The following is a 24,962-nucleotide window of genomic DNA, read 5'->3' on the forward strand; positions in this document are numbered from 1 at the left end:
TCAGCTTCCTTGGACAGGTGTGGCGGACAGGGCAGATGGCATGGAAGGACGGTCGAGCAGCAGCAGGCGAATCGCCAGGCCGACCATCACCAGGGCCAGCAGGCCGCGCTGGAATTTTTCAGCCCCCGGTCGGCGCTGCAGCCAACGGCCGACCTGCCCGCTGCATGCGCCGAGCAGCGTGTTGAACGCGAGCGCGGCTGCCGAGAGCATGACGCCGAGCTGCACCAGTTGCAAGGGCACGCTGCCATGCGCCGGGTCGACGAACTGCGGCAGAAACACCATGAAGAACAGCAGCGCCTTCGGATTGACGAGGTTGTTGAGGAACGCCATGCGCACGATGCGCGCGAAGGCGGACGGCTGCACCCGCGCACCCGCCGGGAGGCCACCGTTGCTGCGAAGGGCCTGCACCGCCAGCCACAGCAGGTACACCGCGCCGGCATACCGCAGCAGGTCGAAGGAGGGCGGCCAGGCCGCCACCAGCGCGGTGACGCCGGTGGCGGCGAAGAGCGTGTGAACCAGGTCGGCCGATGAGATGCCGAGCGCCGCCGCGAAACCGCCGCGCGGTCCATGCGCCACGCCGTGCGAGAGCACGAAGGCCATGTTCGGCCCCGGCGACAGGAACAACGCCAGGACGGCCAGGAGGAAGAGCGCGAGCGTGGCGAGGCTGATCATGGGGTGCCCTGCAATGCTTACTTCAGGCAGCTGCGGCCGTGGCTGCCGGAACCGAGGGGAGATAGGGCTCGATGTTGCGCAGGGCGCGTGCCACGTAGTCTTCTTTCTCGCCGACCGGCGCGACGTAGTGCAGCGCACTCGTCGCGGCCTCGATGCCTTCGCTGCGCGCGATGAGCCAGGCCGCGAGGTAGGGCGCCGACAGGCAGCCGCCGGCGGTGGCCACGTTGCCCTTGGCGAAGAACGGCTGGTTCAGCACCTCGACGCCGGCCTCTTGCACCCAGGGCTTGGTCGTGAGGTCGGTGCACGCCGGCACCGCGCCCAGCAGGCCCAGCTTGGCGAGCAGCAGGGTGCCGGAGCATTGCGCGCCGATCAGCTGCCGCCCGGCGTCGAGCCGTCGCAGCACGCCCATGATGGCGGGATCGGCCGCAATTTCTCGTGTGCGGATGCCGCTGCCGACGAGCACCGCCTCGGCGTCAATGGCCGCCTCGAGCGTGGAACTCGCATGCACGGTGACGCCGTTCATCGAAGTGACCGTGGCGCTGGGCGCGGCCAGCGTCACGCGCCAGCCCGGCTTCTTGATGCGGTTGAGCACCCCGAGCGCAATCAGCGAGTCGAGTTCGTTGAAGCCGTCGAATGTGAGGATGGCGATGTGCATCGTGGTCTGCCCCGTATCGTGGCTCAGACGGGTTCGGGCGCGAGCTTGCGCTCGCCGAGTAGCGCGAGTTCTTCGCGCAGCGTCAGGGCCAGCGCGGCGATGGCGACATCGATTTCTTCGACGCTGGCCGTGACGAACGACAGGCGCAGTGTCCGCGGATCGCCCTGGCCGGCATAGAAGGGCGCGCCCGGCACGAAGGCCACGTTGCGCTCCACCGCCTTGGGCAGCAGCGCCACGGTGTCGATGCCCTCGGGCAGGCGCGCCCACAGGAACATACCGCCCTTGGGTGCGTTGAACTTCACGTCCAGGCCGGCCATCTCGCGCGTGAGCGCCGCCATCATCGCGTCGCGCTGGCGCTTGTAGAGCGCGCGGATCGTGGGCACGTGGCGCTCGAGAAAGTTGTCTTTCATCACGGCCGAGACCATGCGCTGCGTGAAGATGGGCGTGTGCAGGTCGACCGCCTGCTTGGCCTGCAGCAGCTTCGGGTAGATGGCCTTCGGTGCGACGAGAAAGCCCAGGCGGAGGCCCGGTGCCAGCACCTTCGAGAACGAGCCCAGGTAGATGCAGCCTTCGGGGTTGCGAGCGGTCAGCGGCAGCGGTGGGGCTTCGTCGAACCACAGTTCGCCGTAGGGGTTGTCCTCGACGATCGGCAGGCCGGCTGCGGCCGCAGCGGCCGACACGGCCGCGCGGCGCTCTTCGGTCATGGTGCGGCCGGTGGGATTCTGGAAATTGGGCAGCAGGTAGACGAAGCGCGCGGCGTCATCCGAAGCGCGCCCGCCGGTCGCGCGTGCCTTGGCGATCAGGTCATCGACGATCACGCCGTCGTCGTCGCTGGCCACGCTCACGGGCTGTGGCTCCATCGGGCCGAAGGCCTGCAGCGCGCCGAGGTAGGTGGGCGTTTCGACCAGCACCTTGCTGCCCGGGTCGAGCAGCACTTTGGCCACCAGGTCGAGGCCCTGCTGCGAGCCGGTGGTGATGAGCACCTGCGCGGGATCGACGTTCCACGGCAGCATGTCGGCCACCGCCTGGCGCAGCGGCGCATAGCCTTCGCTCGCGGCATATTGCAGGGCCGCCTGGCCGTCGTTGTGCAGCACCTCGGCGCAGGCGTCGGCAAAGGCCTGGATCGGAAAGGTCTTGGGCGAGGGCAGGCCGCCGGCCAGGCTGATGATGCCGGGGCGCTCGGTGACCTTGAGGATTTCACGCAGCACCGACGGATTCATCTTGGCGGCGCGGGCGGCGAGTTTCCAGTTCATGGGTTCTTCTTTCAGGCGGGTGAGGTGAGAGGCGAAAGTGTTCAGGATTGTTCGGCACGCGCAGCGCGCGGCGAAACGGCCTGTGCGGGCTGCGGCTGCGAAAGGCGCTTGCCGAGCATCACCGTGCAGACCACGGCAATGGCAAAGCCCAGGGTAACCACATCGAGCGGCTCGCCCAGCAGCGGAATGGAGGCAATTATCGAGAGAAAGGGCTGCAGCAGCTGGGTCTGGCTCACGCGCAATGCACCGCCCAGCGCCAGGCCGCGGTACCAGGCAAAGAAGCCGATCCACATCGAGAACACGCCGACATAGACGAAGCCTAGCCAGGCCGACGTGGCGATGGGTTCCTCCGGCCACAGGGCCAGCGTGGCCGGCAAGGTGACGGGCAGCGCCATGACGCAGACCCAGCAGATCACGCGCTCGGCGCCGAGCGACGGCGTGACCTGCGCGCCGTAGATGTAGCCGAACGACGCCGCGATCACCGCGCCCACCAGCAGCAGGTCGGCCCACTCGAAACCGAAGCCATGGCCGTTCTGGCTGGCACGCAGCAGCGAGAAAAGAACGACCAGCACGCTGCCAGCGATAGCGCACAGCCAGAAGCCGAGCCGTGCCCGCTGGTGCAGCACCAGGGCGGCGACCGCCGCGGTGACGAGCGGCAGCAGCGCCGTCACCACCGCCGCATGGCTGGCCGTGACCACGCGCAATGCATAGGCCAGCAGCAGCGGATAGCCGATCACGTTGCCGAGCACCGCCATGCCCAGGGGCTTCCACTGCTGCGGCGCGGGCCGGGGCGAGCGCGTGGCGAGCAGGAAGACCGTCGAGAGAATGCCCGCCAAGGCGGCGCGCCCGAGCGTGACGAACCAGGGCGAGAGCTGCGGTGCGCCCTGCGTGCCGGTGGCCAGCCGCGTCATCGGCAAGGTGACAGCGAACAACGCCACGCCGATCACGCCGAGCCACATGCCCAGGGTCTCGTCCTTGATGCGGCTCATACGCTCAGCATCCACCAGGCCGTGAGCACCAGCACCAGGCCCATCGCACGGTTGAACCACAGCAGGCGCTTGCCCTTGGACAGCCAGTCGCGCAGCAGCGCACCCGCCAGTGCGTAGACGAAATTGCTGGCGAAGGCGTAGACCAGCATCACCGGCGCGACGATGGCGAAGCGGCCGAGCGCGTCGGGCTGCCCCGCGATCCAGCCCGCCACCAGTGTGAGCGCGAGCAGCCAGGCCTTGATGTTGACGAACTGAAGCATCACGCCCTGGCCGAAGCCGATATTCAGGCTGGCGCTGTCCGCGCGGCCGAGCGTGCCGCTGCCGCTGAGCTTGTAGGCCAGCCACAGCAGGTAGCCCACGCCCAGCGCCTTGATGCCCAGGCGCAGCGGAGGCACCGCCACCACCAACGCACCGATGCCGGCCGCGCAAAGAACCAGCAGCAGTGTCCAGCCGACCGGCACCGCCACCACGAAGCGCATGGCGCGCGGCAGGCCCCCGTTGGCCGCCAGAGCGGTGGAAAGCGTGGTGTTGGGGCCGGGCGAGAAACTCATCGCCGTGGCCAGCACCAGCAGCGCGGTGAATTCTTGCCAGTTCATTGCATACACTCTAAACTTTGCGACCATTACAGTTCCAATACAGTTGATCGAACATATTCCAAAACTGTATTGGTCTGCCTTTCGACACAGAAGCCCAAGCCGATGCTGACACGAACCTCCACCCAGTCGCTCACCGGGCAATTGGCCGGCCGGCTGGCTGAACGCATCCGCACCCGGCTGCTGCCGCCTGGCGCGCGCCTGCCCTCGGTGCGCGAATGCGCGCGCCAGCAGGGCGTGAGCCCCTACACGGTGGTGGCGGCCTACGACCAGTTGCTGGCCCAGGGCCTGGTCGAGGCGCGCCGGCAGCGCGGGTTCTACGTGCGCGATTCGGCGCCCGCGCAGGAAGGGCGACCGCCCAACGCGGCCCCCATGGTCGCGCAGATGATGGCCTCGCGCGTGCCGGCCGATGCAAGCTCGCTCATCCGCAGCATGTTTCACCGGCCGAGCGACAAGCCGCAGCCGGGCATGGGCGTGTTTCCGCCGGAGTGGATGTCGTCGACCTTCATGCCGACGGCGGTGCGCCGCATGACCAGTACAGCCGTGCTGCAGGAGCTGTCGCTCCAGTACGGGGAGCCCTCCGGCGACGCCGCGCTGCGCCGCAGCCTGTCGAACAAGCTCATGGGCATCAACGTGCCCGCCGCGCCCGACCAGATCGTGACGACCGTGGGCGCCACGCATGCGCTGGACATCGTGAGCCGCACGCTGCTGCGCGCGGGCGATCCGGTCATGGTCGAGGAGCCCGGCTGGGCGCTGGAGTTCGCGCGGCTCGAGGCACTGGGCATGCGGATCCTGCCGGTGCCGCGCCGTGCCGACGGCCCCGACCTGGATGTGATGGCGCAGTACTGCGCGCTACACAGCCCCAAGCTCTTCGTGAGCGTGAGCGTGCTGCACAACCCAACCGGCTACAGCCTCACGCCGGGCAGTGCGCACCGCGTGCTCAAGCTGGCCAACGCGCATGACTTTCACATCGTCGAGGACGACACCTACAGCCATCTGGCGCCCGAGCACGCCACGCGGCTCAGCGCGCTCGACGGGCTGCAGCGCACCATCTACGTCAGCGGTTTTGCGAAGATCCTGGCGCCCAACTGGCGCATCGGTTTCCTGGCCGCCTCGCCTGAACTGAAAGAGCGGCTGCTCGAAACCAAGCTGCTGGCCACCCTCACCACGCCCACCCTGTTCGAGCGGGCGCTTTCATGGTGCATCGACCAGGGGCAACTGCGGCGGCATGCCGAGCGCATACGCATCCGGCTCGACGGCGCGCGCGGACGTGCGGTGAAGCTCGCCATGTCGCACGGCTGCACCTTCGCATCGGAACCGGCGGGCCTCTTCGGCTGGGTCGATACCGGCGTGGACACCGACGCGCTCACGCAGCGCATGCTCGACCAGGGCTACCTGCTGGCGCCGGGTTCGCTGTTCCATGCGCGGCGGCCGCCGAGCACGATGATGCGGATCAATTTCGCGACCTCGCAGGACGCGGCATTCTGGAAAGTCTTCAGCAAGGTCCGCGCCGAGCTTTGACGGGGGTTTTGCCTCGCATGACGTGAGCGTTCGCGAGTCCAAAAGAGGGATGCCTTGGAGTAAGCTGGCATCACAAGAAAACCCAACCCGGAGACCGCCGCATGAGCAACGCCAGCCAACCCTTCGACTTCAGCCAATTTGTTCCTGGATTCGATTTTCTGAAGAATCTTGCCGGCGGTGCAGCCGGTGGTTCGGGTGGCGGCGCAGCGCCAGGGTTGCCCGGGCTTGCAAGCTGGGTGGCGCCCACGCTAAGCGTCGAAGAAGTCGACAAGCGCATCCAGGAGCTCAAGACGGTGCAGTACTGGCTCGAACAGAACGGTCATGCGCTCAAGGCCACCATCCAGGCGCTCGAGGTGCAAAAGATGACACTTTCGACCTTGCGCGGCATGAACGTGCGGATGGAAGATATCGCCAACGCGTTCACCAAGCAGGCGGCCGCCGTGGCGCCTGCCGCTGCTGCTGCGCCGGTCGAGCCCGAGCCCGAAGCCGAGCCGGATGAAGACGCACCGACGGAAGCACCGGCGCCCGCCAGGAAGGCGCGCAGCAAGCCGGCGTCGTCCACCGGCGCTTCGGCCGGCAACGGCGGGGTGGTGGATCCGATGCAATGGTGGGGCTCGCTGACCGAGCAGTTTCAGCAGATTGCCAGCTCGGCGCTGCAGGATGCAGCCCAGCTCAAGGTGCCGGCCATGGCCCAGCCCGTGGCCGATGCGGTAGACAAGGTGATGGGCAAGCCGGCGGCTTCCGCTCCTCCCAAGCCTGCGGCCAAGAAAGCGGCAGCAACGCCCGCCGCGAAGAAGAAGGCGCCGGGCGCCGCGCGAAAGCGAACGGCCAGCCGGCGCTGACGCCATACACGAACGCATTTTTGTTTGAAGAGAACGGGTTGGCACGCATCATGAAGTTGTTTCCTTCCGGCCATGCCACCCATCCGCAATGGCGCATGGCGGCCGGCCTCGTGCTGGCGCAGCTGCGGGCGCAGATGGCACTGCCCGACTACGCGTCGTCGCCGACGCTGGGGTTGCTGTACATCACCGACCACTACGCGTCCGACGCGCAAGACATCCTCGATCACCTGAGCGCCGAGCTTCCCGAGGTCACCGATTGGTCGGGCACGGTCGGCATCGGTGTGTCGGCCAACAATGCCGAGTATTTCGACGAGCCCGGCCTCTGCCTGATGCTCTGCGCGCTGCCAAGCGACCAGTACCGCGTGTTCTCGGGCGTGGCGCCGCTGGGCAATTCGGAGATGAGCGGTTTCGAGGCGCACACGGCGCTGGTGCATGCGGACCCCGCGACGCCCGACCTGACGGAACTCATCGGCGAAATGGCCGGCCGCACCGACACCGGCTACCTGTTCGGCGGGCTCTCGTCGGGCCGCGCGGGCGCGCTGCAGTTCGCGGTGGGCGGCAACGGCAACATCCGCGGGCACGGCGCGGCGGGCGGCGTGTTCTCGGGTGGCTTGTCGGGCGTGGTGTTCGGCGAGGGCGTGCGGCTGGTGTCGCGTGTCACCCAAGGCTGCCAGCCGCTGCGCGCGGGCGCGGGGCGCGAGCGCGAGATCACCGAGGCGGACGGCAATCTGTTGCTCAAGCTCGACGGCGAACCGGCGCTCGACGTGCTGCTGGCCGACCTGCAGGTGTCGCTCGAGCGGCCGCAGGAAGCCATCGACGCCGTGCGCGCCACCCTGGTGGGCCTTTCCGATGCGGGCAGCGACGGCATCCGCCGCACCGGTGATCTGGGCGCCGACGTGCTGGTGCGCCACATCATCGGCCTGGACCCCACGCGCCGCGGCATCGCCATTGCCGACGTGGCCGAAGCCGGCATGCGCCTGACCTTCTGCCGGCGCAATGCGCAGGCCGCACGCGCCGACCTGATGCGCATCTGCGCGGAAATCCGCGAAGAGCTGGAGCCCGAGGAGCAGACGCTGGCCACCGCCCGCGCCGTGGCGGCCGGCGAGGCCGAGGCAGCGCCGCATCCGGCGCGCCGCATTGCTGGGGCCGTGTACGTGAGTTGCTCGGGACGCGGCGGACCGCACTTCGGCGCGCCAGGCGCCGAACTGCAGATCGTGCGGCATGCACTGGGCGACGTGCCGCTGGTCGGTTTCTTTGCGGCGGGCGAGATCGCCCGGCACCACCTGTATGGGTATACGGGGGTGCTGACGGTATTTACCGGCAAGGACTGAACCCCGGAACCGCCGCTTGGCGCTCGTTCAAGCCGGCTGCAGCACGCGCGCCGCGGGCGCAGGCATTCCTGTGAACGCGAAATCCACCTCCGGCACAAGCCCGCTCACGATGCGCGCGATCGACTTGCCCGAGCCGCAGGCATGCGTCCAGCCGAGCGTGCCGTGGCCGGTGTTGAGGAACAGGTTGGGCAGCTTTGTCTTGCCGATCATCGGTACGTTGCTGGGCGTCGCGGGGCGCAGGCCAGTCCAGAATTGGGCCTGCGTGGTGTCGCCGGCACCCGGAAAGAGTTCTTCGACGCGCCGCACGATGGCTTCGCAGCGCACGCGGTTCAGATCGCGGTCGTAGCCGTTGAGCTCGGCCGTGCCGGCGATGCGCAGGCGATCGCCGCTGGCCGAGGTGTAGCGCGAGAACACGAGCTTGTATTCGTCGTCGGTCAGCGAAACCTGGTGCGCCTTGGAGGCGTCTTTGACCGGCAAAGTCACCGAATAGCCCTTGGCCGGATAGATCGGCAGCCGGATGCCCAGCGGCGCGGCAACGATCGGGCTGAGCGAGCCCATCGCCAGCACGAAGGCATCGCCGCGGATGCGCTGGAAACGGCCTTCGCTGTCGGTGGCTTCGACGTGGTCGATGCTGCCGCCGGTCTCGCGCAGCGCAGTGACGGTGTGGCTCATGAGGAACTTCACGCCGGCCGCCATCGCCAGCGCGACCAGTTCGCGCGCGAAGCGGTTGGCGTCGCCCGATTCATCCTCGGCGGTATACGTCGCGCCGGCCAGCTTCGGGCGGATGTGGGCCAGCGCTGGCTCGATCTTCACCGCCTCGTCGGCCGAGATCACCAGCCGCTCGCAGCCCAATGCGCGCATCTGCTCGGCAGGCGCGAGGGCACCGTCGAACTCCTTCTGCGTCGTATAGAAGTGCAGGATGCCCTGCGTGCGCTGGTCGTAGCTGAGACCGGTATCGCGACGCAACTGCTGCAACATTTCGCGGCTGTAGGTGCCCAGGCGCACGATCTGCTCGATGTTGTGCCGCGTGCGTGCCGGGGTGCATTCGCGCAGAAACTGCAAACCCCAGAGCCACTGGCGCATGTCGGCGCGAATGCGAAAGAGCAGCGGGGCGTCTTCCCTGCCCAGCCATTGCAGCACCTTGAGCGGTGCGCTCGGGTTGGCCCAGGGTTCCGCGTGGCTCACGGAGATCTGCCCGCCGTTGGCAAAGCTGGTTTCGGCGGCCGGCGTGGCCTGCCGGTCGATGACGGTCACTTCGTGGCCGAGTTGCTGGAGGTAGTAAGCCGAGGTCACGCCGAGCAAGCCGGCGCCGAGAACGATCACGCGCATTTCAAGTACCTTTTGGAAGTTGGCGCTTGAACGGCGGGCTTGGTGTGCTACTGATTCAATAGCAAGCAACCGGACGACCGCCGTCCAAGTTGCCGCTCCCCCTGTCCTTGGTACCTGAGAGATTCACCCGCTGCGCCCGCAGCGGGTTTGCTCCTTCGGTGCATCACGCAAGGTGATGGCTCTCCAGACGGCGTATCAGTTGGTGCAGTACAGGCCCCATGCCGAAACTCTTTGAAAGAAGAACTTCAAGAATCCGTGGGGCCGACCTGAGCGTTTATGGGAGTTTGCGCCTTCGGTGAGGTAGCAAAAAGCGCTACCTGCTCTCCTGCAGTGGGGCTATTGTAGGCGCACGCGCCGAGCTGCCTACCCCTCGATTTTGGTAATTCGGTCCAATGGGATAATCACGGGACAGATTCGCCTGAGGGCGATTGTTCGACAACTTCGGGGGACTCATGATTCTGGTAACCGGCGGCGCCGGCTTTATTGGCGCCAATTTCGTACTCGACTGGATCTCGCAGAGCGACGAGCCGGTCGTGAATCTCGACAAACTCACCTACGCCGGCAACCTCGAAACGCTCGCGTCGCTCAAAAGCGATCCACGGCATATCTTTGTGCAGGGCGACATCGGCGACAGCGCCCTGGTCGACCGCTTGCTGGCTGAGCACAAACCGCGCGCTATCGTGAACTTTGCCGCGGAATCGCACGTAGATCGTTCCATCCACGGCCCCGAAGATTTCGTGCAGACCAACGTGCTTGGCACCTTCCGCCTGCTCGAGTCCGTGCGGGGTTACTGGAGCGCGCTGCCGGCCGACCAGAAGGCCGCGTTCCGCTTCCTGCATGTGTCGACCGACGAGGTCTACGGCTCGCTTTCCAAGACCGACCCGGCCTTCACCGAAGAGAACAAGTACGAGCCCAACAGCCCCTACTCGGCCAGCAAGGCCGCCAGCGACCACCTCGTGCGCGCCTGGCACCACACCTACGGCCTGCCAGTGGTCACCACCAACTGCTCCAACAACTACGGGCCGTTCCACTTTCCCGAGAAACTCATCCCGCTGATGATCGTCAACGCCCTGGCCGGCAAGCCGCTGCCGGTGTACGGCGACGGCATGCAGGTGCGCGACTGGCTCTACGTGAAGGACCACTGCAGCGCCATCCGCCGCGTGCTCGAGGGCGGCAAGCTCGGCGAGACCTACAACGTCGGCGGCTGGAACGAGAAGCCCAACATCGAGATCGTCAACACCGTGTGCGCCTTGCTCGACGAACTGCGCCCGCGCGCCGACGGCAAGCCTTACAAGGAGCAGATCAGCTACGTCACCGATCGGCCGGGCCACGACCGCCGCTACGCCATCGACGCGCGCAAGCTCGAACGCGAACTCGGCTGGAAGCCCGCCGAAACCTTCGACAGCGGCATTCGCAAGACCGTTGAGTGGTACCTTGCCAACGCCGAATGGGTGCGCAACGTGCAAAGCGGCGCCTACCGCGAATGGGTCGAGAAGCAATACGACGCCGCGCCCGCGGCCAAGGCCGCGGCATGAAGTTGCTGCTGCTGGGCAAGGGTGGGCAGGTTGGATGGGAGCTGCAGCGCAGCCTCGCACCGCTGGGCGAACTGGTGGCGCTCGATTTCGACAGCACCGACCTGCATGCCGACTTCAGCCGCCCCGAGCAACTGGCCGAGACCGTGCTCAAGGTTCGTCCCGACGTCATCGTCAACGCCGCGGCCCACACCGCGGTCGACAAGGCCGAGAGCGAGCCCGACTTTGCGCGCAAGCTCAACGCCACCTCGCCCGGCGTGGTGGCCCAGGCGGCCCAGCAGATCGGCGCGCTCATGGTGCACTACTCCACCGACTACGTCTTCGACGGCAGCGGAAGCAAGCCCTGGAAAGAAGACGACGCCACCGGCCCCCTCAGCGTGTACGGGCGCACCAAGCTCGAAGGCGAGCAGCTGGTGGCCGCTCACTGCGCCAGACACCTGATCCTTCGCACCAGCTGGGTGTATGCGGCGCGCGGCGGCAATTTTGCCAAGACCATGCTGCGGATCGCCAAGGAGCGGGATCGCCTGACCGTCATCGACGATCAGTTTGGCGCCCCCACCGGCGCCGAACTGCTGGCCGATGTCACGGCACACGCAATCCGCGCCACCCTGCAAGACCCGGCCAAGGCCGGGCTCTATCACGCGGTAGCCGGCGGTGAGACCACCTGGTGCGGCTATGCGCGCTTCGTGCTCGAGCAGGCCCAGCAGGCCGGCGCCGAACTCAAGGCCGGCCCCGCGGAAGTCGATGCTGTGCCCACCAGCGCCTTTCCCACCCCCGCCACGCGCCCCGCCAACTCGCGGCTCGACACGCGCAAGCTGCAGGCCACCTTCGGCCTGATGCTGCCCCCTTGGCAGCAGGGCGTGGCCCGCATGCTGCGCGAAACCCTTTAAACAACACGCCGAGCGCGGCAAAGCAAAGAAAGCAAGGAGAGAAATACAACAATGACCACGAAGACGACAACGCAACGCAAGGGCATCATCCTGGCCGGCGGCTCCGGAACCCGGCTGCACCCGGCCACGCTCGCACTCAGCAAGCAACTACTGCCGGTGTACGACAAGCCGATGATCTACTACCCGCTCAGCACGCTGATGCTCGGTGGAATGCGCGACATCCTGATCATCAGCACGCCGCAGGACACGCCGCGTTTTCAGCAACTGCTGGGCGACGGCAGCCAGTGGGGCATCAACCTGCAGTACGCGGTGCAACCGAGCCCCGATGGCCTGGCACAGGCCTTCATCATCGGCGACAAATTCGTAGGAAATTCGCCGAGCGCGCTGGTGCTGGGCGACAACATCTTTTATGGCCACGACTTTGCGCATCTGCTCGCCGATGCCGATTCGAAGCAATCCGGCGCCACCGTGTTTGCGTACCACGTGCACGACCCTGAGCGCTATGGCGTGGTGGCCTTCGATGCCGAGGGCAAGGCCAGCAGCATCGAGGAAAAACCGGCCCAGCCCAAGAGCAGCTACGCGGTGACCGGTCTCTATTTCTACGACAACCAGGTGGTCGACATTGCCAAGGCCGTGAAGCCCAGCGCGCGTGGCGAGCTCGAGATCACGGCCGTCAACCAAGCCTATCTGGATCGCAACCAGCTGAACGTGCAGATCATGCAACGCGGTTATGCGTGGCTCGATACCGGCACGCACGAGAGCCTGCTGGAAGCGGGGCAGTTCATCGCAACGCTGGAGCACCGGCAGGGCCTGAAGATCGCCTGTCCGGAAGAAATCGCATGGCGCCATGGCTTCATCGACCGGGAACAGTTGGCAAGGCTTGCTGCGCCGCTGCAGAAGAACGGCTACGGCAAGTACCTGAACCACCTGCTGGCTGAGGAGGTGCGCTCGTGAAGGCCACACCCACCGCAATTCCTGAAGTGCTGATCATCGAGCCGAAGGTCTTCGGCGATGCGCGCGGGTTTTTCTACGAGAGCTTCAACGGCAAGGCGTTCGATGAGGCCGTCGGGCGGCATGTCGAGTTCGTGCAGGACAACCATTCGCGCTCTGTGAAGGGCGTGCTTCGGGGACTGCATTACCAGGTGCAGCAGCCGCAAGGAAAGCTGGTGCGGGCTGTGCGCGGCTCGGTGTTTGATGTGGCGGTCGACATTCGCAGATCGTCGCCCACCTTCGCCAAATGGGTTGGCGTCGAGTTGACCGAAGAAAATCATAAGCAGCTCTGGGTGCCGGCCGGATTCGCGCACGCGTTCCTGGTGCTCAGCGAGAGCGCGGATTTTCTCTACAAGACCACTGAGTACTACGCGCCGGCGTACGAACGTTGCATTGCATGGAACGACGCGAACATTGGTATCGAGTGGCCGGAAATTGGAATGGCGCCTGTGCTGTCCGCGAAGGATCAGGCCGGTGTTTCGTTGAAGCAAGCCGAGATCTTCGATTAGTCGAAGACCCTTGTAATCCTCCATGCGATGGGGCACCAGCCCCAAGCGCAGATTGAGGGGCGGACTGTCCATCGAGCGACGAGAAGCTTTATTCGGTTAAATCTCCGTTCTTAATCATTATTTTTCGCAATGCTGCAGATCGTTGATGCTCCTGTCGGCGCATCCAAACACGACTGGCGACTTGCAGACCCTCCGTGCATATCTCAGTGGCACGCGAGCGAGAGTAATTTTTTCTCAAAAACTCGAGCCCCGCCGCCTGCATAAAGTGCCATTTGGCCTCGTCTGAATACAGATTAATAACGTCCCTCGCAAAATCAAGTGGGTCATCTTGCACCAACAGGTGAGAGTCCTTTGCTCCTGCAATGCCCTCAGCGGCAATAGTAGACGCCACGCAAGGCACTCCATGCGCGAAGGAATTTATGATCTTCCCTTTAATGCCGGCCCCAAAACGCAGGGGCGCCACGAAGACTCTTGACATTGCAAAGTGAGGTGTCAAGTCCTCCACAAATCCGGTAACGATGATGCGATCGGATGCAAGTGCCATGACCTCTGGAGGAGGTTTGTTGCCAACCACCAGCAACCTCGCGTCCGCAGGAAGATTCGGTTCTATATGCGGCCACATCTCCTGAACGAAATAGAGAATTGAATCCACATTCGGTGTATGAGGAAAATTCCCTAAAAACATGATGTCTTTTCGCTGTTGAAAATCAGTTAGAACTTCAACCGACTCGGCCAGCCACGGAAATAAAATGATGTTTTCCGGGCTTTTCGGTAATTCTGTGTTGACGATTTCTCGTTCCACTGCCGTATGAACGAATGACGCGTCAGCTTCGGCAAACATTCGAAGCTCGCTGGATTTCGTGATTTGAGCGCGAAAGGTTCCGCGCTCATCCCCAGTCATTTGAGCGCCTCTCGACTCGCGCAAATAGTGTAGATCCACGTTCGCGAAAATTACAGGCGCTGTCGGCATAAATTCTCGTACGTCGTCATAGGTCATATTAGCGACCTCATGTCGATAAATGAGCGCTAAATCGAAGCCGCCACATTGTGCGCCGATCTCCGCCACGCGGCTTGTAAATGGTTGGTAGTGGCAGCAAACCCCCGCTCTCTGAAGATTAAAGGTGTACTTCGGCATCCAAAACGGAGAATGCATGGGTAAAAAATGCTGTTCAAAGCCTAGTTCCCGATAAATCTGCATGGTTTCGAACGTCATAATTGAGCCGGAATCCTGGTCTGGAGTCGGCGTTAATGCATCCAAAACTATCATCCGCTTGCGGGAGCGGTGCATTGAAGCCTCATAAAGACTTGCTCCTACAGCAGGGTGGGTCGATATGACATCGCTATATCTCTCTCGCACTTTCCTTAGATTTTCCACCTGATATGCTTTGACACCCGTGGCGGTGCTTCGGCCATGCGTAATTCCTTCGTAGTGAATTACACGAGAGAGCGGTTGAAACCAGACCTGGTGCCCCTGTTCGCGCACCCTGAATGCAAGATCAACGTCCTCGCAGTAGGCGGGACTGAAATGCGAGTCAAACCCGTTCAATTGCCGCCAGAGTACTCCTCGAATAGCAATTGATGCACCCGAGATGTAGTCTGCTGGGCGGGCGAAGCAATAGCGCGGCTGATTTGAATTGTCGCCGCGACCGTAGTTATAAGCAGAACCATCTCGCCAAATGATCCCACCTGCTTCTTGTAGACTCCCGTCGGCATTCAATAATTTTGAACCAACCAGCCCTGCATCTTTCAAGTTTTCAAGACTCCAGATGAGTTCGTCGAGCCAACCATCAACTACGCGCGTGTCACTATTCAGGAAAACAAAGATTTCACCCTCTGCGAGCGCGGCGGCAAAATTACAGCACTCTATGAATCCGCCATTCTCAGGCCGGCGAACATACCGTATCCATGGAATCCTTTTGAGCTCGAGCATCTGGCCTTCGTCAGGAGACGCGTCGTCGCAAACAATAATTTCGAAGGTATGTTCCGATTTATGACCCGCCAAGGAGTCTAGGCAATTCAAGACATAATCAAGCTGCCCATAAACGGGAATTATTATTGATGCTTTTACTGGCTTCTTTGTCGTGCTTGATCCCGGGAATTTTTGCATAAGAGTTTCAATGCACTCTCTGAAATGACCCTTCGTCTCGCGATTAACAAAGTTAAAGCCGTGCGCGCAGAAAAAGGCCTCGCCGGCCATGATTTCGAAGTTCACCTCATCATCGGGCAGCGGGTACGTCCACCTACTGTCCACCCACTTATGAATTTCCGAATGGGTGGGTAGTTTCCTGCCTTCTATGCAACCATGGCTCAGCCAGTGAATCAACGGATTAACTTCGGCGTTGCGCAAGTCGGGATAGAGTGCGACATATCGATTCAGGGAATATTCTTTAAGCGGTTCGACGCTGAATTTAGACCCGACGGCTAAATAGTGCATCACTGGATCCCACGGTGTTGCTTTGGCGGCTGGCAGTCGTCTGAGATATTCCTCCTCGTCAAATAGGCCACTGTCTCGAATTTGGGTTGCCGCACGTTCATAATCCAAAGCCGCAGGCACCCTTCCCAGGCTTCGAGATTCTTTATGGCCGCTTCGGATGTAGTGCAAAAATGTCTTCGCAATAGACCCGACGTCCGAGTTTGCCGCTAAGTATTCAGCGGGACTGAACCTGAGGCTTGGATGTCGGCCTTGCTCCAGCCCGATCGTGATGAAATGGCTTAGCGCGGCTTCCGCGTCGTGTGGCACATCTGTGTAGGACAAAGCATAAAACTTCCAATCAAACTCACCGGAGTCTAGGATTTCGCGACGCAATTCTTTCAAGGGTGCCTGCCCAAGCGCTGTCGATTGACTGGATCCGTTTAATTTCTTGTACAAGCGCTTCAGCCCAAGACGTAGACTGTTTCTACGCGGTGGTTGCTGCTTTTCGGCGTAACCTTCGGCGTGAAGTTCAATGTTATTTTGAATTTGATTTTGCATAACCCGTCCCTTGGTTAATGTGGCCCAATGTTTTTCCATCTCGTCTACGACAAAATCACCGATTGCGGCGATGCTTACAAATCGATAATTTTCCGTTTTTAACGCTTGTTGCAATGCCTCCTCAGATTGAATGTGGTCTGGCGCATCGATCAGTTCGAGAGGGGTGTAGGCGGGAAGAGAAGCTATTTCGGACTGATTTTTAACATAATGAGCCGGTAAAGCTTGCGTGGTTCGCCTGTTGCAGTGCACCACGCCTGAACATGAAGTGAACCAGCCTATTTTGTGCTGAACGGTCCCATGATGGCAGAAATAAAAGGTGGCGTACTGTGCCAGCAATATTGTTTCGGAAATCGTCAAACCCACCGCAAATTCCACTCGAACATGCGCGCCCTTCTCAGAGCGTAGCTTGTTTGCTACGATGTGCGCAACTTGGAGATCTTCTGTGACAACTTCTCTCTGAGCCGCGGGGGCATAGCCCGGGTTGGTTGCGAGATCATCCGCAAAAGAGTGGCCATCTAAGATAATCGATCCTGTTGGACAAATGGAAAGAAAGCGTGTCCCTATCTCAATCAACGCTTCTGTTTGATTGAGTGCTGTACGATTTCGGGTCCGAACGCTCATCCATAATATTGGTCCTTCATACTTCTCGACGCGAGAAAAAAGGGATTCGATTTCGCTTGCCTTGGGTAGCGTGACAGCAAAATGCAGCAACCGTTCGACCAACCTTTGTTGTACGAAGGTGCCGCCAAGGGGCAAGACCATCTTTCCGAATTGATTTATATGTTCCAATTCCCAATCGGGAACTCGATGCATAGTCCAGTGCGACAACTCTGGAAAAAGCTTGGGCATGGGCCCTAGCGGTTCATGTGTGCTGATAAGTTGAGCCGTGCACTTCACTCCACCATCAACGATGGATTGAAGTACTGATAACTGATTCCACGCGTGATGCGCGAAGTTTGCGTCTCCCGATACCAAAGTAATGCCTTTACTTGGACCCGGGCGCATGGCGGATATTACGTCGGCTAGCATTGGGAGATGCCGTTCCTGCACTCCCCAGTAGTCGTCAATGAGTTTCAGAAATAAACCTTCCTCAGGGAAGATTATTGCCATGATGGGAAATCCAAGTCCCAAATGTCCTATTCCAAGAACAAGCCCGTCGAAAATAACGAATGTACTTTTGTCACGAAGTACGACGGAAAATTCGGCAGCAATCCTTCGGCCGCTTCGAGGGCAGATTATCTCGAAGCTTCCTTGCTGAAGACAGTCGGCCAAATATCTTCTGATGCATGTGCCATCCACGAAAGCAGAGCTAAAGTTAATGTTTTCTAGCGATTCCGCAAGTTTAGGCAGTCCATGGCAATCGGAAAGCTCAGCAACTCTTTTTTCATCAAGATCGACAATAGTCGTATATCTCTTCAAGAGGTTACCGGGGTCGGGATATGTCATTTGTGATGAGGAGAATTTGCACGGTAAAACTACGGGCAACGGTCAACATTCAAGAGGCCGGCCGAATTTCATGGACCGCGTGGTGCCTGTTGGAGGAACTCGCGAGGTCACGCAGAGCAATGAGGACGCAAACGGCGCGGCGCAGCAACTTCTGAATTCGTCATCGCTTCATAACGTCGGTGCCTCTGCATCTGGCGTCTTGACCCGCCAGTCTGCAGGTGATTCTTGGCCCGAATTGAATGCGGGCAAGAGGCACATCACCGCCTCGCGGGGAGACTATATGGTTGTGAGATTTCCATCGAAAGCTGAGAGCATGCGCTGCAGCGTTTCCGTCAAGGCGGGCATTTCTAGCTCGACTCCGTGTTTTGATAGCAATGCATTCAACCTTGCGGGGTTGCCACAAAGCCGATGTACTTCATTGCCTCGGACGAAGGCCGGATTCACCAAAACTTGCAGTTTGTGACCCGTGATGTGAGTGAAAGCGTCAATAACATGCTGAAGTTCGTAGGGTTGACCTGAGCAGACGTTGTAGGCGGTGCCCGGCTCACCATGCGCGAGCAAAGCCAGGTACGCACTGCAGACCATGCGAACATCGTTGAACTCGCGCTCCACATGGATGTTGCCGAGCGCGATAGAAGGTGCTCGGCTAGCGAAGTGCTTGGCCAATTTGGGAATTAGAAAGTTCACATCTTGGCCTGGCCCTGTGTAGTTGAAAGGGCGAGTGATTACCAGATTCAGGCGATCTTCATATGTCCGGGCCATGTATTCCATGGCGAGCTTGCTCATGGCGTAATGATTGACGGGCGCGGGTGGTTGCATTTCGCTGATCGGCGATGCTTCCGTGTTGCCATAGATGTTCGCGCTGCTGGCCAGAAGCACGCGATGGGGCCGAACGGGCAGCTTGGCAAGCGCATCGAGCAGGTTCGTGGTACCGACCACATTGACGGCGTAAAAAGCCTTTTCATCCGCATGCCCGACGAAGCTGATCGCCGCCAGGTGGACCACCGCGTCAGGGGAAACCTCGAGCGCCTCCTGGCGAAGTGCTTCGTCGTCCATGAGATCAGACCGCAGCGCAATGACCGAGTGTCCCCTGGCCGATGCGCGTTCGATGAAATGCCGGCCGGTGAAACCCTCGGCACCGGTGAGCAGGATTCTCAAAACGAGAAGCCCTGGCGGTTGCGGCGCAGGTCTGCTTCAACCATCATCTGGCAAAGTTCCTCGAGCGTGGTTTTCGGTTCCCAGCCGAGTTGGGTCTTGGCCTTGGCCGGGTTCCCGATCAGCAGTTCGACTTCCGCAGGGCGATGGAATTTTGGGTTGATTCGCATGACGGTCTTACCCGTGGCAGTGTCTACGGCCGATTCGCCCTCTCCACTGCCCTTGAAGTCCACGGCAATGTCTGCGCCCTTGAATGCCATGCGAACGAAGTCGCGAACGGTTTCGGTACGGTTGGTCGCTAGCACGTATGTGTCGGGTGTGTCGACCTGAAGCATGCGCCACATGCCCTCGACGTATTCCTTTGCAAAGCCCCAATCCCGCTTGGCATCGAGGTTTCCGAGCTCCAGCACGTCTAGCTTGCCAAGCTTGATCTTGGCGACGCTGTCGGTGATCTTCCGCGTCACGAATTCGCGGCCGCGCAGTGGGCTTTCGTGGTTGAAGAGAATGCCGCTGCAGCCAAAGATGTCATAGCTCTCGCGGTAGTTGATGGTCATCCAGTGGGCATACAGCTTGGCAACGCCGTAGGGGCTGCGCGGATAGAAAGGTGTGTCTTCCACCTGCGGAATGGCCTGCACCTTGCCAAACATCTCGGAGGTGGACGCTTGATAGAAGCGAATCTTCGGGTTGACGAGGCGAATGGCTTCCAGCAGATGCAGGGCCCCAACGCCGGTGATCTGGGCAGTTGCCACAGGTTGATTGAAGCTCACCCCTACGAAGCTCTGAGCCGCGAGGTTGTAGACCTCGACGGGTTCAGCTTGGCGGAGCAGTTCGATCGAGCTTCCCAGATCGGTCAGGTCGTACTCCACCAGGTGCAGGTCGGGGTTGTTCTGAATCCCAAGTTCCTCGATGCGCCAGAAATTGACCGAACTGGTGCGCCGATAGGTGCCGTAGACGACGTACCCTTTGGCAAGCAGCAACTCGGCCAAGTAAGCGCCGTCTTGGCCCGTGATGCCCGTGACAACGGCATGTTTTTTCATGAGAACCTTCTCTGTATTGTCTAAATGGCCGCGCGCGCGGCGAATCGAGCCATCCATCTGGGGAGCGTTGAACGGTCGACGGGTTGAAGACTGGATTCTGCCAAATCAAAACGGCGCCTCTCCAACGCATATTTGGTTACGTAACTTGCTCCCAACAAGGATGTGCGCCTATCGCGGAGAGCACTCGCATAGATGCGCGGATACCTCAGGTAACACAGAAGGCCAGGAGGCCAAAAGTGCAACATAGTTGAAGGCGTGTGTGGCTTAAAGCCAACGGTCCATGGGGATAATAAATGTGTAGCGCGCCTGACATGACTCGAAGGTGGCGTGTCCGACGCAGGGAGCAAGGACTGGCTCATCGGACGGGACAGCCCGACAAATGATCGAGATATACAAGCAAGTATGAGCCACACACCACGAGACGCAGAAAAACTCGCCGAAGCAGAGCGGCAGATAGCCGCCCTTAAATTGCGGCTGGAGTTGCAGGAACGACTCGTGCAAAGCAGCGATGAATCGATTGAGGCTCAGATCGAAGCGGCAAATGAGCGCGCGGCGTTGGCACTGCAGCATCAAAACGCGCTGCTCAACTCGGCATCCTGGCGGCTGACGGCACCGTTGCGCAAAGTGTCTGCCGCGATTCCTCCTGCGTGGCGAGGTCATCTGCGCCGCGCGGCTAAGGCCACCTGGTGGGTTGCGACGCCCTGGCGCATGCCGCAACGGCTTAATTTTCTCAAGGAGCGCCGCAGTACGGGTGAGGCGAATGCGTCCTTTTTCGTGCCCGTGGTCGGCGCTGAAGCCAGCCACAGCTCCCAGAACTCCTATCGGCAATGGATTGACGAGCACGAAAGGCGCTCTGCCTTGCTCGGTGACCTATCGGCAATACCCAGGTTGAGCTTTCTGCTTTGTGCAAGCAGTGCACAGCTTGAGATGCTGACCGCGACGGTGAAGTCGATCCAGGCGCAAAGCTTTCCCGAGTGGCAGCTCGTCATCGCTGTATCCGGTGATGACGCCGGAGCGCTCGATAACGCGCTGCGAGTGCTGCAGGATGAAGAGCCTCGCATCGTCTCGGTATCTGCTTCTGGCAAGAACGGCGCCGAAGCGCTTGCCGCATGCCTTTCGCTCGTCAATGGTGATTTCGTCGCAGTGCTTGATGCCGGAGACGTCATCGCACCCGGCGCCGCAGTCGAAATCGCCAATGCGTTCATTGAATCGCCGGCCAGCGACATCCTCTACTGCGATGAAGACGAGTGGTCGGTCGAAGGCGGCCGCGCCCAGCCTTACTTCAAGCCGAACTGGTCGCCGGAGCTGCTTTATGCCTTCAACTACTTCGGACGCTTGACGCTGTTGCGCCGGCAGCTGGTCGAGGCTGCGGGAGGAATCGACCCCGCGCTGGGCGCCGGTTCCGAATGGGATCTGAACCTTCGCGTGAGCGATTTCTCCCAGGCCATCACCCGCATTCCCAAGGTGCTGTGCCATCGCGCGACCGGTGGCGGTCGCCGGGAACGGCCATCCGCTGACTCGGCCGAGGCTGCGATGCAGCGCGTGGCCCTGCGCAAATACTGGGCGCAGAAAGGCATTGACGCATCAGTCCAGACGCAGCCCGACGGTACCCATCACGCGACCTGGGCCATCGATAAGCCGCCGCTCGTCTCGATCGTGATTCCGTCGAAAAACAAGGACCACCTGCTGCGCATGTCTGTGGGTGGGCTGCTCCGGGAAACGGCTTATCCGAACAAGGAAATCATCATAGTGGACACCGGTTCTAACGAGCCGGAAACGCTGGCGTACTACGCCGAACTTGCCGCTGAGCCGAGCGTCCGCATCGTTCATTTCAACAAGACCTTCAACTACTCTGCCGCGTGCAACCATGGGGCGGCGTTTTCGCGCGGCGAAATCCTGCTGTTCCTGAACAACGACATCGAAATCGTTTCGCCCGATTGGCTGCACGAAATGGTGCGCGTGGCAATGCGGCCCGGCGTGGGCGTGGTCGGTGCCAAGCTGGTGTTCCCGTCAGGCGAACTGCAGCACGGCGGTGTGGGCGTCGGCATTCACCTTTGCGGCCTGATGTATCGCAGTGCTGAACGGCTTGGTTGGGGCGTGTTCGGTTCGCCGGATCACGCCCGGAACTGGCTTTCGATCATGGGCGCCTGCCAGATGGTGCAGCGCGATGCCTTTGAGCGAGTGGGCGGATTCGACGAGTCGTACCTGATTGCAATGAGCGACGTCGCACTCTGCCTGCAGGTCTGGCGAGCTGGTTATCGCATTGCATATGTACCGCAGGCACGCCTTGTGCACCACGAAGGCGCGACACGGGGCAACAGTAACCCCCAGATCGATATGCGTCGAATGGCCGATGACATTCGCACCCTGGGTATCGACGAAGACCCCTATCTTCACCCCGAGCTTGACGCTAACCACGCGATTCCGACCCTTCGAGTTGGCGCAGCGCCCTCGGTTCGCGAGAAGCTCAAGGCCAGCCTTCGCGAATTCGGCTCGCCCAGGCCGCAGGTGCAGACGCTCGACCTTTCGAGCGATGGCGCATGCCTGGCGGTTGCCATGCTGCCGCGCGAATGCGTGATCTGGACGCCCCAGCCGGCGCATGGCGTGCGCGATGTCTGGTCTGCAGCGCGATGGTGCCTGGATCTCTTGCGTACATGCCCCGACATCCGCCTGCGCTTCCCAGCTGCACTGTCCGAAGGCCCGGAAGGTGCGTTTGTCGGCTGGCTCGAAGCAGAGGGTACGGATCGTTTCGGACTGGGCAAGGATGCGCTCGCCGCGATTCGTGCGATGTGGTCGGAGGACTTGGCGATCCGGGCGCGGCAGGCGTTTCTCTTTCACTCGGACGTCCGCGCGTTGCTGCCGCACGGCTTGCTGCCGATTGGAAGGCGCGAGCTGTTCCATTGGTTCATGCAGCATGGCCGGCGCAGCGCGGGTTTGAGGCTCGAAGAAGTCTGGTGGTTGTTCTGGACAGCCGCTGAAAGGCCGGAGGCCGAACTGGTCAAGGCCTATGAGTTCACCCCGGAATGGCAAAAACTCTATCCGGATGGCCTGACGGTTTTCGGCCGCCGCGCCTTTGCCGCATGGTTCCGCGCCAACTATCGCGTGGCTGATCTGTGGGCCGACCCGGTGCGTTGGCCGATCGATATGGCGCCTGCCCGCCAGCTTCGGTCTGCGTATCGGGCGCGCGAGCAATGGCAGCGTGTCCACCCCGAAGCCCTTGACGATATCGAGTCCGCGAAGGCGTTGATCGACTGGCTGCAGTCGTCAGAAGCCATGCAGACTGAAGAAGTGCGGGCATGGTGCGCCGGCCTCGACAAAGAGGCCGTGGCAGCCGAGATGACGACGCTCGGCGTGAATGTCATCGGACATTTTTCGTATCCGTCTGGTCTTCGGGTCTCCGTGGAGGCGCTGGTCAAGGGCCTGCGAGAAGTCGGCGTGCAGACCGCGCTGCGTGACCTTCGAACCGACAAGAAAGACGATCCGGTTCACGCGCAGTTCCGCGATTTTGAAGATTTTGAAACGACCATCATCCACACACAGCCCGAGCCGTTCTTCAACGAGGCCTATAGCCGCAGCGATCTGAACGAGCACTTGCCGCGCACTTATCGCATTGCCTACTGGTACTGGGAGTTCGACTCCATTCCGGATTCGTGGCTCGATGCGGCTGCCAAGGTCGATGAAGTGTGGACGGCCACTGAATTCGTTGCCAAGGGCCTGCGTGATCGGCTCTCCATCCCGGTGCGCACCATATTCCCCGGCGTTGCGCTGGGTGCTTACCAGCAGCGAGAGCGCAAGTACTTCGGCCTGAAGGATGGAAGCTTCACGTTCCTGTTCACGTTCCACATGATGAGCGTCATGGAGCGGAAGAATCCGCTTGGCTTGATCAACGCATTCAAGGCCGCGTTTTCCCCGCAGGAAGACGCCACGCTGGTGCTGAAGACGTCATTCGGTGACCGTCATCCGGCGCAACTGAAGGAACTGCGCGCCGCTGCAGCGGGCCATAACATCGTGGTGATCGATCAGGTCTACAGCCCCGACGAAGTGCTGTCGCTGATGGATGCGTGCGACGCTTACGTATCACTGCATCGCAGCGAAGGTCTAGGCCTGACGATGGCCGAGGCGATGCTGATGGGCAAGCCGGTCATTGCCACCAACTACTCTGGCAACGTCGATTTCATGAGCGAGGATGACAGCCTGCTGGTGCCCTACAAGCTGGTGAAACTCGGTCGTCCGATTCCGCCTTACGACGAGAAGCTGGAGTGGGCCGAGCCATCCACAGAGCACGCGGCCCAACTCATGCGGCGCTTGTATGAAGACCGGGTGTGGGCCAAGGAGGTCGGTGCACGCGGCAAAGCGCGCGCGGCCATTGATCTGTCTTTGAAAATGGCGGGCCAGAAGGCCGCGGCACGGCTGGCCGAAATTCGAGCGACGCTCCGGACAGATTCGAAGAGCTGAGTAAAGGAGCTACGGGGCGTGTTCGCGGCCCCGTTACCACTTACGCGGTCAAGCCGCGAGTCGTGCGCGCTCGGCCATATACGCTTCCATGTCCACCGCCTCCAAGCGGCCATGGTTTAGTTTCACAACCTTGTTGCACTCTTTGGCAATCAGGTCAGGCGAGTGCGAGGCGAGCACCAGAATGCCCGATTTGGACACCACGTCTCGCATGCGCTGCTCGGCTTTCTCGGTGAACTCGGCGTCGCCTACGGACAGCCATTCGTCCATGAGCAGGATGTCTGCCTCGACGCTGGTCGAGATAGAAAAAGCCAGGCGCATCATCATGCCGGTGGAGTAGGTGCGCACAGGCATGTCCACATACTGGCCGAGTCCGCTGAATTCGCAAATCTCGGGCGTACGCTCGTCGATCTCCTTCTTGCTCATGCCCATCACCAGGCCGCGCAGCATGATGTTCTCTACACCCGTCGCGTCCATCTCGATGCCCAGTGATGGATCGATAAGGCTCGACACGCTCCCTTCCCGCCGGAACTCACCTGCCGAGGGTTCGTAAACGCCCGCCAGGGTGCGCAGCAAGGTCGACTTGCCGGCGCCGTTGTGCCCAATGAGACCCAACCGATCACCGCTGCGCAGTTCGAGATTGATGTCGCTGAGGGCCTGGACCACGGTAACACCGGTCTCTTTGCCAAAACGCCCGCCCGTCACGGAGGCCGCAAGCGTCTTCTTCAGTGAGGCTGCGCCCGCACCGTAAATGGGGAAATTGACGGCGACGTTCTTGAGTGAAATGGATGCCAT

General features: G+C 61.5%; 18 protein-coding genes and 1 riboswitch. Of the genes, 8 read left to right on the forward strand and 10 right to left on the reverse strand.

The window, feature by feature from the left end:
* From ACJ7Z0_RS19570 to ACJ7Z0_RS19590, 5 genes are read right to left on the reverse strand one after another with little or no spacing between them, the layout of a single operon-like run.
* Nucleotides 1-672: a LysE family translocator gene (locus ACJ7Z0_RS19570; RefSeq protein ID WP_434791159.1), complete on the reverse strand. Its 672-nt coding sequence runs from the start codon at nt 670-672 to the stop codon at nt 1-3.
* A gap of 22 nt (nt 673-694) precedes the next feature.
* Nucleotides 695-1,327, reverse strand: coding sequence for a DJ-1/PfpI family protein (locus tag ACJ7Z0_RS19575; RefSeq protein ID WP_434791160.1), 633 nt, complete (start codon nt 1,325-1,327; stop codon nt 695-697).
* Between the two features lie 23 nt (nt 1,328-1,350).
* A complete protein-coding gene (locus tag ACJ7Z0_RS19580; RefSeq protein ID WP_431125085.1) occupies nt 1,351-2,580 on the reverse strand; it encodes an aminotransferase-like domain-containing protein in 1,230 nt (409 codons plus the stop codon).
* Nucleotides 2,581-2,621: 41 nt separating this feature from the next.
* A complete protein-coding gene (locus tag ACJ7Z0_RS19585) occupies nt 2,622-3,569 on the reverse strand; it encodes a DMT family transporter (RefSeq protein ID WP_434791161.1) in 948 nt (315 codons plus the stop codon).
* Nucleotides 3,566-4,165 carry a LysE family translocator gene (locus ACJ7Z0_RS19590; protein WP_434791162.1) on the reverse strand — a complete coding sequence of 200 codons (600 nt, stop codon included), beginning with the start codon at nt 4,163-4,165 and terminating at the stop codon, nt 3,566-3,568. The genes ACJ7Z0_RS19585 and ACJ7Z0_RS19590 overlap by 4 nt, the downstream gene beginning before the upstream one ends.
* 102 nt (nt 4,166-4,267) lie before the next feature.
* Between ACJ7Z0_RS19590 and ACJ7Z0_RS19595 the strand changes: the two genes are divergently transcribed.
* The 3 genes from ACJ7Z0_RS19595 (at nt 4,268) to ACJ7Z0_RS19605 (ending at nt 7,856) form a co-directional block, all read left to right on the forward strand.
* The gene (locus ACJ7Z0_RS19595; protein ID WP_434791163.1) at nt 4,268-5,683 is read left to right on the forward strand and encodes an aminotransferase-like domain-containing protein; all 1,416 of its coding nucleotides are present in this window, start codon (nt 4,268-4,270) and stop codon (nt 5,681-5,683) included.
* A 101-nt stretch (nt 5,684-5,784) separates the two neighbouring features.
* Nucleotides 5,785-6,525 carry a PhaM family polyhydroxyalkanoate granule multifunctional regulatory protein gene (locus tag ACJ7Z0_RS19600; RefSeq protein ID WP_434791164.1) on the forward strand — a complete coding sequence of 247 codons (741 nt, stop codon included), beginning with the start codon at nt 5,785-5,787 and terminating at the stop codon, nt 6,523-6,525.
* Between the two features lie 50 nt (nt 6,526-6,575).
* Nucleotides 6,576-7,856, forward strand: coding sequence for an FIST signal transduction protein (locus ACJ7Z0_RS19605; RefSeq protein WP_434791165.1), 1,281 nt, complete (start codon nt 6,576-6,578; stop codon nt 7,854-7,856).
* A gap of 27 nt (nt 7,857-7,883) precedes the next feature.
* On the opposite strand, the gene ACJ7Z0_RS19610 is transcribed toward ACJ7Z0_RS19605, so the two are convergent.
* On the reverse strand, nt 7,884-9,185 hold the full coding sequence (locus tag ACJ7Z0_RS19610) for a D-amino acid dehydrogenase (protein WP_434791166.1): 1,302 nt from the start codon (nt 9,183-9,185) through the stop codon (nt 7,884-7,886).
* Between the two features lie 91 nt (nt 9,186-9,276).
* Nucleotides 9,277-9,382: riboswitch (glycine riboswitch) on the reverse strand.
* Between the two features lie 255 nt (nt 9,383-9,637).
* On the opposite strand from ACJ7Z0_RS19610, the gene rfbB reads away from it, so the two are divergent.
* From rfbB to rfbC, 4 genes are read left to right on the forward strand one after another with little or no spacing between them, the layout of a single operon-like run.
* Complete coding sequence (rfbB, locus tag ACJ7Z0_RS19615) at nt 9,638-10,720, forward strand: dTDP-glucose 4,6-dehydratase (RefSeq protein ID WP_434791167.1); 1,083 nt, start codon at nt 9,638-9,640, stop codon at nt 10,718-10,720.
* Nucleotides 10,717-11,607 (forward strand): dTDP-4-dehydrorhamnose reductase, encoded by an 891-nt coding sequence (gene rfbD, locus ACJ7Z0_RS19620; RefSeq protein WP_434791168.1) that lies wholly within the window; start codon nt 10,717-10,719, stop codon nt 11,605-11,607. Before rfbB ends, rfbD begins: the two co-directional genes overlap by 4 nt.
* Nucleotides 11,608-11,658: 51 nt before the next feature.
* Nucleotides 11,659-12,561, forward strand: coding sequence for a glucose-1-phosphate thymidylyltransferase RfbA (rfbA, locus tag ACJ7Z0_RS19625; RefSeq protein ID WP_434791169.1), 903 nt, complete (start codon nt 11,659-11,661; stop codon nt 12,559-12,561).
* Nucleotides 12,558-13,106 (forward strand): dTDP-4-dehydrorhamnose 3,5-epimerase, encoded by a 549-nt coding sequence (rfbC, locus tag ACJ7Z0_RS19630; protein ID WP_434791170.1) that lies wholly within the window; start codon nt 12,558-12,560, stop codon nt 13,104-13,106. The genes rfbA and rfbC overlap by 4 nt, the downstream gene beginning before the upstream one ends.
* Before the next feature lie 88 nt (nt 13,107-13,194).
* On the opposite strand, the gene ACJ7Z0_RS19635 is transcribed toward rfbC, so the two are convergent.
* The 3 genes from ACJ7Z0_RS19635 to gmd all read right to left on the reverse strand — a co-directional run bounded on the left by ACJ7Z0_RS19635 (nt 13,195) and on the right by gmd (nt 19,715).
* Nucleotides 13,195-17,523 carry a glycosyltransferase gene (locus ACJ7Z0_RS19635; protein ID WP_434791171.1) on the reverse strand — a complete coding sequence of 1,443 codons (4,329 nt, stop codon included), beginning with the start codon at nt 17,521-17,523 and terminating at the stop codon, nt 13,195-13,197.
* 276 nt (nt 17,524-17,799) lie between these two features.
* Complete coding sequence (locus ACJ7Z0_RS19640) at nt 17,800-18,681, reverse strand: NAD-dependent epimerase/dehydratase family protein (RefSeq protein WP_434791172.1); 882 nt, start codon at nt 18,679-18,681, stop codon at nt 17,800-17,802.
* Nucleotides 18,678-19,715 (reverse strand): GDP-mannose 4,6-dehydratase, encoded by a 1,038-nt coding sequence (gene gmd / locus ACJ7Z0_RS19645; RefSeq protein WP_434792695.1) that lies wholly within the window; start codon nt 19,713-19,715, stop codon nt 18,678-18,680. The genes ACJ7Z0_RS19640 and gmd overlap by 4 nt, the downstream gene beginning before the upstream one ends.
* 402 nt (nt 19,716-20,117) lie before the next feature.
* Between gmd and ACJ7Z0_RS19650 the strand changes: the two genes are divergently transcribed.
* Nucleotides 20,118-24,170, forward strand: coding sequence for a glycosyltransferase (locus ACJ7Z0_RS19650; protein WP_434791173.1), 4,053 nt, complete (start codon nt 20,118-20,120; stop codon nt 24,168-24,170).
* Nucleotides 24,171-24,218: 48 nt separating this feature from the next.
* Here ACJ7Z0_RS19650 and ACJ7Z0_RS19655 read toward each other — a convergent pair whose 3' ends face one another.
* Nucleotides 24,219-24,962 carry an ABC transporter ATP-binding protein gene (locus ACJ7Z0_RS19655; RefSeq protein ID WP_434791174.1) on the reverse strand — a complete coding sequence of 248 codons (744 nt, stop codon included), beginning with the start codon at nt 24,960-24,962 and terminating at the stop codon, nt 24,219-24,221.

Source organism: Variovorax palleresanus (assembly GCF_051144945.1).
In the GTDB taxonomy this organism is placed as follows: Bacteria; Pseudomonadota; Gammaproteobacteria; order Burkholderiales; family Burkholderiaceae_C; genus Variovorax; species Variovorax paradoxus_S.

What these genes read in the sequence shown, in the direction of transcription:
- ACJ7Z0_RS19590 (WP_434791162.1), bottom strand. Translation starts at nt 4,165, where the DNA reads ATGAACTGGCAAGAATTCACCGCGCTGCTGGTGCTGGCCACGGCGATG.
- rfbB (WP_434791167.1), top strand. Translation starts at nt 9,638, where the DNA reads ATGATTCTGGTAACCGGCGGCGCCGGCTTTATTGGCGCCAATTTCGTA.
- ACJ7Z0_RS19570 (WP_434791159.1), bottom strand. Translation starts at nt 672, where the DNA reads ATGATCAGCCTCGCCACGCTCGCGCTCTTCCTCCTGGCCGTCCTGGCG.
- ACJ7Z0_RS19650 (WP_434791173.1), top strand. Translation starts at nt 20,118, where the DNA reads ATGAGCCACACACCACGAGACGCAGAAAAACTCGCCGAAGCAGAGCGG.
- rfbA (WP_434791169.1), top strand. Translation starts at nt 11,659, where the DNA reads ATGACCACGAAGACGACAACGCAACGCAAGGGCATCATCCTGGCCGGC.
- ACJ7Z0_RS19600 (WP_434791164.1), top strand. Translation starts at nt 5,785, where the DNA reads ATGAGCAACGCCAGCCAACCCTTCGACTTCAGCCAATTTGTTCCTGGA.
- ACJ7Z0_RS19655 (WP_434791174.1), bottom strand. Translation starts at nt 24,962, where the DNA reads ATGGCATCCATTTCACTCAAGAACGTCGCCGTCAATTTCCCCATTTAC.
- ACJ7Z0_RS19580 (WP_431125085.1), bottom strand. Translation starts at nt 2,580, where the DNA reads ATGAACTGGAAACTCGCCGCCCGCGCCGCCAAGATGAATCCGTCGGTG.
- ACJ7Z0_RS19575 (WP_434791160.1), bottom strand. Translation starts at nt 1,327, where the DNA reads ATGCACATCGCCATCCTCACATTCGACGGCTTCAACGAACTCGACTCG.
- ACJ7Z0_RS19585 (WP_434791161.1), bottom strand. Translation starts at nt 3,569, where the DNA reads ATGAGCCGCATCAAGGACGAGACCCTGGGCATGTGGCTCGGCGTGATC.
- gmd (WP_434792695.1), bottom strand. Translation starts at nt 19,715, where the DNA reads ATGAAAAAACATGCCGTTGTCACGGGCATCACGGGCCAAGACGGCGCT.
- ACJ7Z0_RS19635 (WP_434791171.1), bottom strand. Translation starts at nt 17,523, where the DNA reads ATGACATATCCCGACCCCGGTAACCTCTTGAAGAGATATACGACTATT.
- ACJ7Z0_RS19605 (WP_434791165.1), top strand. Translation starts at nt 6,576, where the DNA reads ATGAAGTTGTTTCCTTCCGGCCATGCCACCCATCCGCAATGGCGCATG.
- ACJ7Z0_RS19595 (WP_434791163.1), top strand. Translation starts at nt 4,268, where the DNA reads ATGCTGACACGAACCTCCACCCAGTCGCTCACCGGGCAATTGGCCGGC.
- ACJ7Z0_RS19610 (WP_434791166.1), bottom strand. Translation starts at nt 9,185, where the DNA reads ATGCGCGTGATCGTTCTCGGCGCCGGCTTGCTCGGCGTGACCTCGGCT.
- rfbD (WP_434791168.1), top strand. Translation starts at nt 10,717, where the DNA reads ATGAAGTTGCTGCTGCTGGGCAAGGGTGGGCAGGTTGGATGGGAGCTG.